The sequence below is a fragment of the Aquamicrobium zhengzhouense genome, assembly GCF_016124105.1.
GTDB classification, from domain to species: Bacteria; Pseudomonadota; Alphaproteobacteria; order Rhizobiales; family Rhizobiaceae; genus Aerobium; species Aerobium zhengzhouense.
In genome coordinates, this window is the sequence record NZ_JADGMQ010000026.1 from 1 (window position 1) to 12,128 (window position 12,128).

The window sequence follows — 12,128 nt, forward strand, 5'->3', positions numbered from 1 at the left end:
CGCGCAACAAAGCCACCAGTCGGCCTCTATTGCCGCACTTCCCAGCGCGGATCTTGCCAGCGCCGACATCGGCCACAGATCGAAATCCCCATAGCCACCCACTATGGCCCGCGGGTTCCTGCATGAGAGGCTTTCGTACGCCTGCCGGCACCCGAAACCCTTCACCATGCACCCGAAACCCTTCACCATCTCAGTCGTTCACGGCTAGTAGCGACACTCCTGAAAGCAGACCTTCAAGTGGTCCTCATCCGTGGCATAGGTGCTCTTGGTCGAGGGTGTTGTGACGGAAGTCGCGAAATGGATGGTCTTCAATCCTGCGCAATTGGCTTTCCTTTAACCGCACCCCAGAGCAGCACAACGAGTGCCAGATTGGCTCCGATGAGAGCGGCCAGTGCCAAAAGGGTTTGATCGGTGCCTGCAACAGAAAGCAGGATCGCGCCCACGGTTGGGCCGACAGCCTGGGCGACGAGGCTGGGACGGGCGAGCCGCCCCATGATCGGCGCATAGCGGGAGGGACCAAACAGAGCGAGCGGAAGCGCGCCCTTGGCGATTGAGAAAATGCCATTGCCTGCCCCATAAAGGATGAGCGACAGGCCGATAATGGGGAAGCCCGCCGCGAGCATCGTCATCCCGGCCGCGCTCAGGACGGCGGCGATCGCAAGCGTCCAGAACGGATGGTGCCTACCTCCACTCGCCATTTCGCAAATCCGACCAGCGACCTGGGCTGGCCCAATCAGAGCGCCGAGTGCCACGGCTTCTGCCAGAGACATGCCGCGTTGCTGCAACATCGTCAGCAGGTGCACCGATATGATCGTAACGCCCAACCCGGCCAGCACCACGATCGCCATCATGGTCAGATAGGCTCGGCGCTCATGGCCTTGAAGTGCGATGGGTGGTGTTTCGAGCTTCCCGCCAGTCGGTCTGGGCTTGCCATTGCTTGGGAGGACCAGCAGCACGAGTGGCAGGCAGATCGTGAGATGAATGCCGGCATAGGCCAGGCATGCCCCGCGCCACCCCAAATGCTCCAGAAACAAGGCCGAGAGCGGCCAGCAGACCGTGCTTGCGAAGCCGCCCCACAAGGTGAGGGTAGTAATAGCAGATCGGGCGGAACGGCCATAGTAGCCGCCGAGCGTGGCGAAGGCAGCGTCATAGAGGCCGCCCCCCATGCCGATGCCGAGTACGATCCATCCAACCACGAACACCCATAGGGATTGCGCGGCCGCAAAGATGACGAGACCGGCCGCAAGCAGCAGGCACGCCAGAGCCAGTACGGGCCGACCTCCGTATTGGTTGATTGCATCGCCTACGCGCGGGGAAACGATGCCGGCCGCGAGCAGACCGATGGAGAGCGCACCGACAATCCACGAAAGCGGCCAGCCCGTATCGGCCGCGATCGGGGCGGCAAGAACGGCCAGCAGATAATAGGAGCTACCCCATGCGAAAATCTGCACCACGCCGAGCGCGGAGATGACGGGCCACCTACTGGGCTCCGATGACAGCCCCGTCTGCGCCGGCAAATTCGTCGTCACCGGACGCTTTTGAGCGCCATGCGCTCTTCCAACTTCTCAGCCGTTTCTTTGCGCTCGCTGTAGCGATCGGTGAGGTAGGGAGCGACGTCGCGGGTCAGGAGCGTGAACTTCACCAGTTCCTCCATCACATCGACCACACGGTCATAATAGGATGAAGGCTTCATCCGGCCTGCTTCGTCAAACTCCTGATATGCCTTGGCGACCGAGGACTGGTTGGGGATGGTGATCATCCGCATCCAGCGACCGAGGACACGAAGTTGGTTGACGGCGTTGAAGCTCTGCGAGCCGCCGGAAACCTGCATCACCGCCAAGGTACGGCCTTGCGTCGGGCGGACCGCACCGACCGCGAGCGGTATCCAGTCGATTTGCGCCTTGAGGATGCCGCTCATCGCACCGTGGCGCTCGGGGCTGGTCCAGACCTGCCCTTCTGACCATTGCGACAGTTCCCGAAGTTCCTGCACCTTCGGATGATCGACGGGCGCATCATCGGGCAGCGGCAGTCCGTGCGGATCGAACACGCGGGTTTCCGCACCGAAATGGTTGAGCAGCCGTTCCGCTTCGAGCGTCAGCAGCTTGCTATAGGAGCGTTCACGCAATGAGCCGTAGAGCAGGAGAATTCGCGGCGGATGAGCGGAAGGCGTCGTTCGCAGGCGCTCGATGGATGGGCTGTCGAGCGCCGCGCGGACCACATTGGGAAGTTTCGCAATCGTCACGGCTTTGCCTCCGCCGCTATGGAAACGGGTGCTCTCGTTTCGGGAAACCATCTTGCGCCGAGCCTTAGCGAGACATGGACGAGCAAGATCAACGCGGGCACTTCCACAAGCGGACCGATGACGGCGGCGAAGGCCACGGGCGACGCGAGACCGAAAGCGGCGATGGCGACCGCGATGGCCAGCTCGAAATTGTTGCCCGCCGCCGTGAAGGCGATCGCCGTGGTGCGCGGATAGTCCGCCTCGATCAGCCGCCCCATCGCGAAGCTGATGAGAAACTGGATGATGAAATAGAGCGCCAGCGGGATCGCTATGCGCAGCGCATCAAGGGGCAGCGCCACGAGATCCGCGCCCTTGAGGCTGAACATAGCGACGATAGTGAACAGCAGCGCGGCCAAGGTTATCGGGCTGATGCGCGGCAGAAATTCACGTTTATACCAGTCCTCGCCCTTGCGGGCGACGAGGATGCGGCGAGTCAGGTATCCGGCGAGGAACGGGATGCCAAGATAGATCAGAACCGCCTCTGTGATAGTCCAGAAGCCCACGTCGATGACGCTGCCCTCAAGGCCAAAGAGAGGCGGCAGGACGTTGAGGAAAAACCACGCATAGGTAGAAAAGAACAGTATCTGGAAGATGGAGTTGAAGGCGACGAGGCCGGCGACATATTGATTGTCGCCGCGCGCGAGCTGGTTCCAGACCAGCACCATGGCGATGCAGCGGGCAAGCCCGATCAGGATCAGCCCCGTCATGTATTCCGGGTGGTCACGCAGGAAGATCACTGCCAGGGCGAACATCAGCGTCGGGCCGATAATCCAGTTTTGGACCAGCGAGAGGATCAGCACCCGCTTGTCGGAAAAGACCTGATGAAGTTCTTCGTAGCGCACCTTGGCGAGTGGCGGATACATCATCAGGATCAGGCCGATGGCAATCGGAATGTTGGTGGTGCCGATCGACATGGAGTTGAGAGCGTCCGGCAAGCCGGTGAACAGCGTGCCAAGCACTATGCCGAGCGCCATCGCGGCGAAAATCCACACCGTCAGATAGCGGTCGAGGAAACCAAGGCGGGATGCTGGCTTGAGGGAAGCCATGAGTATTCTCCAATCGCAGGCTAGCGGAGGCTCAAAGTCAGGTGGAGGCGACGCGCCGCCCGTGTTCGTCGATGATGCGTTCGCCGTCCTCCTTCACGAACGCACCGCGTTGCCGGGGCAGCAGGTCGAGCACGGCTTCCGAAGGGCGGCAGAGCCGCACGCCCTGGGGGCTGACGACGATCGGACGATTGATGAGGATAGGATACTCCATCATCGCATCGATCAACGAATCGTCGCTTAGCTTGGGATCGGCCAAACCCAATTCTGTGTAAGGCGTGCCTTTCTCGCGCAGGAGATCGAGCGGTGCGATTCCCATGCGGGCGATGAGGTCGATGAGCCGCGCGCGAGACGGCGGCGACTTGAGATATTCGACGACATGTGGCTCGAGGCCAGAGTTGCGGATCAGGCCGAGCGTGTTGCGTGAGGTGCCGCAATCGGGGTTGTGGTAGATGATGACGTCCATCGTCGCCCTCACGCTGCGCTGTCGCAGGACGACGTCGCCCCTTCACCCTGGCCGATTCCGACCAACCTGGTCCGAAGTGAGGCCTTGTCGAGACTGGCGAACGGGAGCGCGGTAAAGATCGCGATGCGGTTCTTTAGATAGCGGAACGCGGTCACGAAAGCCGTCTGGCGCTCGACCCCGGTGCCCTCGACGGCGGCGGGGTCTTCGATCCCCCAATGCGCCGTCATCGGCTGGCCCGGCCAGACCGGACAGGCTTCGCCGGCAGCATTGTCGCAGACGGTGAACACGAAATCCATGATCGGGGCATCAGGAGACGCAAATTCGTCCCATGCTTTCGAGCGCAGGCCATCTGCGAGATAGTCGAAGTTCGCCAGCGTTGTGATGGCGAGCGGATTGATTGTTCCCTTGGGCTGGCTTCCGGCCGAGTAGGCACGGAAGCGGCCCGCGCCGTCCTTGTTCAGGATGCTCTCGGCCAGGATCGAGCGAGCCGAATTGCCGGTGCAAAGAAACAGGACATTGAAGATGCGTTCGGGCGTGGTGTTATCAGGCATGGGCGTTGTCCTTGGCGGGAACACAACAGGCGGCGAGTGCGGCGACAGCCGGGGTGCAGACTTCGGGATGTCCCTGGCAGCAGTCGCGCATGAGAAATTCGATCAGGCCGGACAACGCCGGATAGGCGGCGCTGTAGATGATCGAACGGCCTTCCCGGCGCGACGCGACAAGGCCGGATTGTTCAAGGTGGCTCAGGTGGAAGGACATGCGCGATGACGACGCGCCGTCCATCGCTTCCCCGATCGCGCCGGCCGGCATCCCTTCCGGCCCGGCCGTCACCAGCAGGCGCACGATGCGCAGCCGGGTTTCCTGGGAGAGCGCCGCAAACGCTGAGAGGGCTTGCTTTTCATCCATGGTCGCCTCAATATCTCAAGAGTTATTGATTTATTGATATACTCTCATGAACGTCCGCGCCAGCCCCTTAACCAGCGAATTTCGCGATGATGTTGCTAACGCTGTGTTTCCTGCGATGACTTTTGTTACACAGTAATCAGCGCGCTATGTCAGCTTTTTTGGGTTTGCATCAAATTCCGGACCGTCGCCTTCCCACCCCACAACGGCCGGAGGGGAGTTTGAAGGCCTAAATAAAGCGGCCATCCGAATCCGATCCGGATCGCCGCTCTACTTCAGATTTCAGTTCTCTCTGCCAAGAGGAGCGCGTCCTCCACGTCGACGCCGAGATAGCGCACAGTGTTCTCGATCTTCGAGTGACCAAGCAGGATCTGGATCGCGCGGATGTTACCTGTCGCCCGGTAAATGATCGACGCTTTCGTGCGTCGCAGCGAGTGTGTTCCGTACTCTTCCGGACGCAGGCCGATCGCGGCCACCCACTCGTCTACCAGGCGCGCGTACTGCCTCGTGCTCATGTGCCGTGTGTGATCGACCCGGCTCGGGAATACATAGTCCTCAATCGAGCCCCCGCGTCGTTCCAGCCATGCCAGAAGGCTTGCTCTCACATCGCTGGTGATCTCGAACTGGACGGGCCGCCCCGTCTTTTGCTGGATCACGATCGCCCGAGTCCGTATCTCGGGTCCGGCAACAACGTCACGGATTTTGATCTTGACTAGGTCACACCCGCGCAGCTTGCTGTCGATCGCCAAATCGAACAGCGCGCGGTCCCGAACGCGTCTCTCGCGATCAAGAAAGAAGCGGACGGCCCAGATCTGCTTCTGGGTGAACGGACGCTTGGTGCCGACCATCTTTCCGGCATTCCAAGCTGCGCGGTTGCGGCTGGCATCATCAAATATGGAATGGCCCATTTGAGTTCTCCTCGGCCGGGATTGGCCGAAAGAGAAACGTAATGGAACACTACTGTTCAGGGGCCGGTTGCAGACTGGCGGTTTCTAGGCTCGCTTCGTCAGAAGCGGACCTTCAGACCGGCGGGGTGTCGGCGTGACATGGCCCCTGCCAGTCATTTGATCTAATAAGATTAGTCATAGATCACTATGCAGTCAGGAAGTGCCATTCGGTACGTTTGGCTCAACAATTAAGCACATAATATGCCGCCGATCACATGCTCCATGAGGGGCTTCGCAATTTTGTGGTGTAGCGATTGGTGGATACGCTGGTTGCATTCCTATCCCAATCCGTCATGCAACGTCGGCGTGATCGGTGGTGCCCGCTTATACTTCACTCAATAGGTGATGCTGGTCAGAACCATGTAAAGAATCGTGGCAGCCACGCCGCCGCCGACCATCAGCAGAAGTCAGAGCGACGGCTCGGCCCTCAGTCGATCGAGTTATCTCATCGGGTGAGGCCTTTTCAGGTCGTGCGCACGCGCCTCAGATAAGCCGATTGTCCTCGGCCTTCTGACGGGCGCGGCGGCGGGTTCCGTCGGTGTCGGATTTCCGATGCCTTTCCGTTGCCGCCTTGCGAATCTGTTCGAAACGGTTCTCCTCGGCCTTGTCGGGGTCAGGCTGCGGGTCGGGTTTCTTGACGAAGGTGATCATCGATCGCGCTCCTTGCTCGGCTTGTCTGGAAAGCTGCGCCGGGACTTGCGCCCCGGCGGCATCGCGGATGGTGCTTGCGGAAAGCCTTCAGGCGATGAGAGCCATGGCGCAGGCTTCGGCGCCGCGGCGGTCGGGCGACGTCTGTCCGGGCATCGTCGCCCAGCCTCCGGCCTCCACGAACTGGCGTTTGGCGGACGCGCTGGTTATCGCCTTCAGTTCCACTAGGCGCGCAGCCGCGTCTGGAGCGTCATTGAAACGCTCGACGCAGATGTCGCCGGCCAGTTCGCCACGCGCCTCGCTTCCTGCGGTCGTTACCAGATCGCGCGACGTTCCGCCGGTGACCCAGCCGCCCCACGTGAAGCCGACGATCATCGTGGCGACGGCCGCCCCGACACAGGCCCAGACGAGCGTCGATTTGGCCGGATGGTAGTCGTCCCAGCGCTGGGTGACGGATTTCTTGCTGCTAGCTTGCATGGCCATCGAAGTGCTCCTTGCTGATTGCTGTTGGAGATCGGCCCTCCGGCCGCGGCGGCCGAACGGTTCAGGCACTGTTCAGTAACCCATCGCGCCCATGCCGCCGCCATTGCCTGCGGCGGGCGCGTCCTTCGGCGGGATGTCGGCAATCATCGCTTCGGCGGTGATAAGAAGTGCCGCGATCGAGCCAGCGTCCTGTAAGGCGGTGCGCACCACCTTGGCCGGATCGACGATGCCGGCGTTGATCATGTCGACATAAGTTTCCGTCTGGGCGTCGAAACCCTGGTTGCGGTCCTTGCCGTCCGTCAGCTTGCCGACGACGATCGAACCCTCGACGCCGGCATTCTCGGCGATCTGCCGGATCGGCGCTTCCAGCGCCCTCAGCACGATCGAGATGCCGGCGGTCACATCCGCATTGCCGCCTGTCAGCGAGGCCAGAACGGTCCTAGCGCGTAAGAGCGCCACGCCGCCGCCCGGAACGATGCCTTCTTCGACGGCCGCGCGCGTCGCGTTGAGCGCGTCGTCGATGCGGTCCTTCTTTTCCTTGACCTCGGTCTCGGTCACGCCGCCGACGCGAATGACGGCCACGCCGCCGACCAGCTTGGCCAGCCGCTCCTGCAGCTTCTCCTTGTCGTAGTCCGAGGTAGTCTCCTCGATCTGGCCCTTGATCTGGCTGATGCGCGCGGCAATCGCTGCCTTGTCGCCAGCGCCGTCGATCACCGTGGTCGTGTCCTTCTCGATGACCACGCGCTTGGCACGGCCGAGCATGTCGAGCGTGACGTTTTCGAGCTTGATGCCGAGATCCTCGGAGATCATCTGGCCGGCAGTCAGCACGGCAATGTCCTCCAGCATGGATTTGCGCCGGTCGCCGAAGCCCGGCGCCTTGACGGCCGCGACCTTGAGGCCCCCGCGCAGTTTGTTGACGACCAGCGTGGCAAGCGCCTCGCCCTCGACGTCCTCGGAGATGATCAGCAGCGGCTTGCCGCTCTGCACCACCGCTTCGAGGATCGGCAGCATCGCCTGGAGATTGCCGAGCTTCTTCTCGTGGAGGAGGATATAGGGGTCCTCCAGCTCCACGCGCATCTTCTCGGGATTGGTGACGAAGTAGGGCGAGAGATAGCCGCGGTCGAACTGCATGCCCTCGACCACGTCGAGCTCGGTTTCGGCGGTCTTGGCTTCCTCGACCGTGATGACGCCCTCGTTGCCGACCTTGTCCATCGCCTTGGCGATCATGTCGCCGACGGTGACGTCGCCATTGGCGGCGATGGTGCCGACCTGCGCAATCTCGGCCGATGACTTGACCTTCGTGGCGCGAGCCTGGATTTCCTTGACGACGGCGGCGACGCCAAGGTCGATGCCGCGCTTCAGGTCCATTGGGTTCATGCCGGCAGCGACCAGCTTGGCGCCCTCGCGCAGGATGGCGGCGGCAAGCACGGTCGCCGTCGTGGTGCCGTCGCCGGCCAGATCGTTGGTCTTGGAGGCCACTTCGCGCACCATCTGCGCGCCCATGTCTCGAACTTGTCCGCGAGCTCGATCTCCTTGGCGACGGTGACCCCGTCCTTGGTGATGCGCGGCGCGCCATAGGCCTTGTCGATGACGACGTTGCGGCCCTTGGGGCCGAGCGTCACCTTGACGGCGTTGTTGAGCAGTTCGACGCCGCGAAGCATGCGGTCGCGCGCGTCAGTCGAGAATTTGATTTCCTTAGCAGACATTTTGCTTCGTCCAGTTCGGTCTTGAGAGTGCGGGATCGGAGATCGGCCGGTCAGGCGGCTTTCTTGGCTGCCGCTTCGGCCTTCTCGACGATGCCCATGATGTCGGTCTCCTCCATGATCAGAAGGTCTTCGTGATCGATCTTGACCTCGGTCCCGGACCATTTGCTGAACAGGATGAGATCGCCCGGCTTGACGTCGAGCGGGATCAGCTTGCCGCTTTCGTCGCGGGAACCTGGGCCGACGGCGATGACCTCGCCTTCCTGAGGTTTTTCTTTCGCGGTGTCGGGAATGATGATCCCGCCTTTGGATTTGAGATCGCCTTCCGCACGTCGAATGACGACGCGGTCATGGAGAGGCCGGAATTTCATGTGGGTTCTTTCTGAGGCCGGCGCATAGGGCGGCCCCCTCAGATACATAACCCCGTTGGCACTCGAATGATAGGAGTGCCAAATGTATTTCTTTGAAAAGGCGCAACTGGGAAAAATTTATGTCGCTTCTATCGATGCGATATTTGTTGTTTTCAATACGTATTTCTGATTTTTCAATGCGATTTATTATTATGGAAGAGACATTATTCAATTCCAGATAAAATAATATCGACCCGCTCCTTGCTTACCGGGTAGGGACAGCCCATATATATAAAATTCGTTGATTTGGCCGACTTGGCTTTTTGCGGTGTCAGAGACCCGCCATTCACCACCGAATTCTCGATAGCGAATGCATCAAGCGCCGACCCGGCGCGCATATCGCTCTGTTCGAACCTTGGAATGAACGCGCCGCTGACCACGGATGTACTGGCAGCACGGAAATTCGTTCCGGTTCGAACGGGAATGATGCAGGAGGCGCGTTTGCGTGCTCCTGCGGAGGTATCGACCATGACAACGCGCACCACACAAACCATCGTCCGGTTCTCCGCACCCTTCATGCTGCCCGGCTTCGACGCCGCACAGCCCGCCGGCGAATATCGCGTGGACCAGGATGAGGAACTGCTGGAGGTATCCTCCCGCCTCGCCTGGAGACGTGTCGGCGCCTTCATCCACCTGCCCGCCATCGGCATTGATGGCCACACACATCAGATGGCGTCGATCGATCCCGCCGATCTCGACGCCGCTCTCGAAAAGGATCACCAACAATCATGATATCGACCAACCCAGTCCGACGCACAATCCGTCCCGCCCGCCACGAGGCTCCTGCGCATCTCTTCGCGATCGGACAGGCTGTCCGGCTCAAGGGCGGTTTCATGAGACCAGCTTTGCCCGGCGATATCTACCGCATAACCGGCAGACTGCCGGCACGGGGAGATTCACTGCAATATCGCATCCGCAACGACGACGAACGCCATGAGCGAGTGACGACGCAGGACAGCCTCGAGCCGGTCGACATGTCGCAATCCGGTAATGGCGCAACTCTCATCGAAAGGACGTTCGGACATGGCTAAAGGCCAGAAACGAAGCAATCGCGAGATCAGAAAGCCGAAGCAGGAGAAGGCTCCGCCAAAGCCTGAAAGCACCTTCGGCAACCAGATCAAGGTCGCTGCAAATGCCAACGCGTCACAAGGTAAAGGCAAGCGCTGAGGCAGTGCTGCTCCGGCTGAAAGAGCAATGGGCGCCATGAAAGTTGTCATCGAGTTTTACCGCACGCGGGAGACAGATGACGCTCATGCCGTCGTGGGCCGAGAGGCGGTAGAAGCCGTCGATCTCGCTAACGCCATTGAGATTGCGCAACTGCTTTCGCAGACGCTCGATATGCCTCAACGGCCCGACGCCATCGCGATCACCGACTTATCCGGTAACGCGCTATTTTCCGGCATCATTGATGCCGACGTGACCACTAGAGAAAGGCCACGATCATGACCCGATACATAGATGAAACCGAACGGGAGCGGCACGACCGCGCGATCGGCGTTTGGGACAATGAAGGTGGCGCATCTGCCCGGACACCAGGCGACGAACAATATGGCCGCCGTATCGAAGCCGACCGGTCCTGGACCATCTACCATGTCTTCACCGGCATTCCAGCCAGCCGGGAAGGGCTGGAGATGATCGGCCTTAGCCACTCGGTCGCAACCGACGGCATGCTTTCCCTGAATCGTCGGAATGAGGGGGACGTAAAGAGCAAATGAACGGTCTTTTGCGTGTGCCGCCGCTATTGCAAACAGCCAGAGCAGATCGACGATGACCCTTGAATTTCCGAACCCCAGCCGGAGCTTCGACGAAGTGCGCAACGCCATTCGTTTTATCGGACACGACGGCATGTTCGAAGTGCCGTTCTTTGTCGAAGTGGAGGCGCTCGCCAAGTCCTCAGCAGGATTGCGCAACATGGAGCTATCGGAGGAGATGTATCTTTCGACTTTCGATTCGGCGCGCAGGTCGATCGAAGATGTCGCACGCGAGGCCTACTCCCATCGTCGCCAAACCTCCTATACGCTTACTGCCGCTGATTTCCGGTAAAGACATCACTCGATGCTGATCCGCTACGGGTATGAGATCACACTGACCTGTCAGCAGCCGACCGCCCTGGTTTGCCTGCTATCGGTCCATGAGGACCGCGCGGCCGACATCACGGTGCCGGAAACGACGTTTACCAACCCCGACGTACCGGTCTCGACCTACCGCGATCTCTTCGGCAACCGCTGCCGCCGTCTTGTCGCGCCGGCTGGCGACATGACCATGTGGGGCGACGCAACAATCCGGGACAGCGGACAACTGGACAGGGTGCTGCTTAGCGCGCGCGAACTCGCGGTGTGGGACCTGCCGGACGATTGCCTCGTTTACCTCATGGGCAGCCGCTATTGCGAAACCGATCGGCTCAGCCAGATCGCATGGGACCTCTTTGGTGCGATCCCTCCGGGTTGGGGTCGCGTGCAAGCGATCTGCGACTTCGTGCACAACCACATCCGCTTCGACTACATGCAGGCTCGATCTACGCGGACGGCTTTCGAGACATTCAGTGAGCGGGTTGGCGTCTGTCGCGATTTTGCGCATCTGGCAGTAACCTTCTGCCGATGCCTCAACATCCCCGCTCGCTATATCAACGGCCATCTCGGCGACATCGGCGTGCCGGTCGTCGATCCGATGGATTTCAGCGCCTGGATGGAAGTGTTCCTCGATCGCGAATGGCACACCTTCGATCCGCGCAACAACGTCCCTCGGATCGGCAGGATCGTGGTGGCGCGCGGCCGTGACGCAGCCGACATACCGCTCGTCAATTCCTTCGGACCACACGTCCTGAAGTCGTTTCGCGTCTGGACCTACGAGGTTTCAGGCTCGTCATAGGCGCTGAAACATCGTGAATGAGGTGCCTTGAGAACGGAACACCCGGGCTACAGGTACAGGTGATCCGGCATTGCAGGCCGGAAGCACCGCCGCTTCTGCCGGAGAATGGTCCGCTTCCGATGCCTTCGCTTGGCGCGAGTGCGGTCTATGGTTCTGTCACCACGATGTCCGCTTTCGAGGTCGCGAACTGGTGAGGCGAACGACTGAGATGGTGAAGGGTTTCGGGTGCCGGCAGGCGTACGAAAGCCTCTCATGCAGGAACCCGCGGGCCATAGTCGGTGGCTATGGGGATTTCGATCTGTGGCCGATGTCGGCGCTGGCAAGATCCGCGCTGGGAAGTGCGGCAATAGAGGCCGACTGGTGGCTTTGTTGCGCG

General features: G+C 60.8%; 19 protein-coding genes and 1 pseudogene. 8 read left to right on the top strand and 12 right to left on the bottom strand.

From position 1 onward, the window contains the following. Positions 1 to 308 precede the first annotated feature (308 nt). From IOD40_RS19670 to IOD40_RS19725, 12 genes and pseudogenes are all read right to left on the bottom strand, one after another. Complete coding sequence (locus IOD40_RS19670) at positions 309 to 1,529, bottom strand: MFS transporter (RefSeq protein ID WP_325099791.1); 1,221 nt, start codon at positions 1,527 to 1,529, stop codon at positions 309 to 311. Further along, entirely contained in the window at positions 1,526 to 2,236 is a 711-nt protein-coding gene (gene arsH / locus IOD40_RS19675) for an arsenical resistance protein ArsH (RefSeq protein WP_456061955.1), read from the bottom strand. Before arsH ends, IOD40_RS19670 begins: the two co-directional genes overlap by 4 nt. Positions 2,237 to 2,238: 2 nt before the next feature. Further along, a complete protein-coding gene (gene arsB / locus IOD40_RS19680; protein WP_198478410.1) occupies positions 2,239 to 3,327 on the bottom strand; it encodes an ACR3 family arsenite efflux transporter in 1,089 nt (362 codons plus the stop codon). Between the two features lie 37 nt (positions 3,328 to 3,364). Further along, positions 3,365 to 3,790, bottom strand: a complete 426-nt coding sequence (gene arsC / locus IOD40_RS19685; RefSeq protein WP_198478411.1) for an arsenate reductase (glutaredoxin) — start codon at positions 3,788 to 3,790, stop codon at positions 3,365 to 3,367. Positions 3,791 to 3,798: 8 nt separating this feature from the next. After that, the gene (locus IOD40_RS19690) at positions 3,799 to 4,341 is read right to left on the bottom strand and encodes an arsenate reductase ArsC (RefSeq protein WP_198478412.1); all 543 of its coding nucleotides are present in this window, start codon (positions 4,339 to 4,341) and stop codon (positions 3,799 to 3,801) included. Beyond that, positions 4,334 to 4,696, bottom strand: a complete 363-nt coding sequence (locus tag IOD40_RS19695; protein ID WP_198478413.1) for an ArsR/SmtB family transcription factor — start codon at positions 4,694 to 4,696, stop codon at positions 4,334 to 4,336. The genes IOD40_RS19690 and IOD40_RS19695 overlap by 8 nt, the downstream gene beginning before the upstream one ends. Positions 4,697 to 4,968: 272 nt before the next feature. Next, complete coding sequence (locus tag IOD40_RS19700; RefSeq protein WP_198478414.1) at positions 4,969 to 5,601, bottom strand: tyrosine-type recombinase/integrase; 633 nt, start codon at positions 5,599 to 5,601, stop codon at positions 4,969 to 4,971. Between the two features lie 522 nt (positions 5,602 to 6,123). Then, positions 6,124 to 6,291, bottom strand: a complete 168-nt coding sequence (locus IOD40_RS19705; RefSeq protein ID WP_198478415.1) for a hypothetical protein — start codon at positions 6,289 to 6,291, stop codon at positions 6,124 to 6,126. Positions 6,292 to 6,378: 87 nt separating this feature from the next. Further along, positions 6,379 to 6,771 carry a hypothetical protein gene (locus IOD40_RS19710; RefSeq protein WP_198478416.1) on the bottom strand — a complete coding sequence of 131 codons (393 nt, stop codon included), beginning with the start codon at positions 6,769 to 6,771 and terminating at the stop codon, positions 6,379 to 6,381. A gap of 72 nt (positions 6,772 to 6,843) precedes the next feature. Continuing rightward, a pseudogene (gene groL / locus IOD40_RS19715) lies at positions 6,844 to 8,477 on the bottom strand (chaperonin GroEL). A 50-nt stretch (positions 8,478 to 8,527) separates the two neighbouring features. Continuing rightward, positions 8,528 to 8,845, bottom strand: a complete 318-nt coding sequence (locus IOD40_RS19720) for a co-chaperone GroES (protein ID WP_198478417.1) — start codon at positions 8,843 to 8,845, stop codon at positions 8,528 to 8,530. A 203-nt stretch (positions 8,846 to 9,048) separates the two neighbouring features. Continuing rightward, complete coding sequence (locus IOD40_RS19725; protein WP_210336995.1) at positions 9,049 to 9,366, bottom strand: hypothetical protein; 318 nt, start codon at positions 9,364 to 9,366, stop codon at positions 9,049 to 9,051. Here IOD40_RS19725 and IOD40_RS19730 point away from each other — a divergent pair. From IOD40_RS19730 to IOD40_RS19895, 8 genes are read left to right on the top strand one after another with little or no spacing between them, the layout of a single operon-like run. Next, positions 9,353 to 9,616 carry a hypothetical protein gene (locus IOD40_RS19730; protein ID WP_040673266.1) on the top strand — a complete coding sequence of 88 codons (264 nt, stop codon included), beginning with the start codon at positions 9,353 to 9,355 and terminating at the stop codon, positions 9,614 to 9,616. The genes IOD40_RS19725 and IOD40_RS19730 overlap by 14 nt on opposite strands. Continuing rightward, on the top strand, positions 9,613 to 9,915 hold the full coding sequence (locus tag IOD40_RS19735) for a hypothetical protein (RefSeq protein WP_198478419.1): 303 nt from the start codon (positions 9,613 to 9,615) through the stop codon (positions 9,913 to 9,915). Before IOD40_RS19730 ends, IOD40_RS19735 begins: the two co-directional genes overlap by 4 nt. After that, on the top strand, positions 9,908 to 10,051 hold the full coding sequence (locus IOD40_RS19740) for a hypothetical protein (RefSeq protein ID WP_183827057.1): 144 nt from the start codon (positions 9,908 to 9,910) through the stop codon (positions 10,049 to 10,051). Before IOD40_RS19735 ends, IOD40_RS19740 begins: the two co-directional genes overlap by 8 nt. A 36-nt stretch (positions 10,052 to 10,087) precedes the next feature. Continuing rightward, entirely contained in the window at positions 10,088 to 10,330 is a 243-nt protein-coding gene (locus tag IOD40_RS19745; RefSeq protein ID WP_039194737.1) for a hypothetical protein, read from the top strand. Next, positions 10,327 to 10,599, top strand: a complete 273-nt coding sequence (locus IOD40_RS19750; RefSeq protein WP_198478420.1) for a hypothetical protein — start codon at positions 10,327 to 10,329, stop codon at positions 10,597 to 10,599. Before IOD40_RS19745 ends, IOD40_RS19750 begins: the two co-directional genes overlap by 4 nt. Before the next feature lie 52 nt (positions 10,600 to 10,651). Further along, positions 10,652 to 10,927 carry a DUF1488 family protein gene (locus tag IOD40_RS19755; RefSeq protein WP_183827063.1) on the top strand — a complete coding sequence of 92 codons (276 nt, stop codon included), beginning with the start codon at positions 10,652 to 10,654 and terminating at the stop codon, positions 10,925 to 10,927. 12 nt (positions 10,928 to 10,939) lie between these two features. Beyond that, positions 10,940 to 11,752: a transglutaminase-like domain-containing protein gene (locus tag IOD40_RS19760; RefSeq protein ID WP_198478421.1), complete on the top strand. Its 813-nt coding sequence runs from the start codon at positions 10,940 to 10,942 to the stop codon at positions 11,750 to 11,752. Between the two features lie 17 nt (positions 11,753 to 11,769). Next, a complete protein-coding gene (locus IOD40_RS19895; RefSeq protein WP_210336996.1) occupies positions 11,770 to 11,946 on the top strand; it encodes a hypothetical protein in 177 nt (58 codons plus the stop codon). Positions 11,947 to 12,128 lie beyond the last annotated feature (182 nt).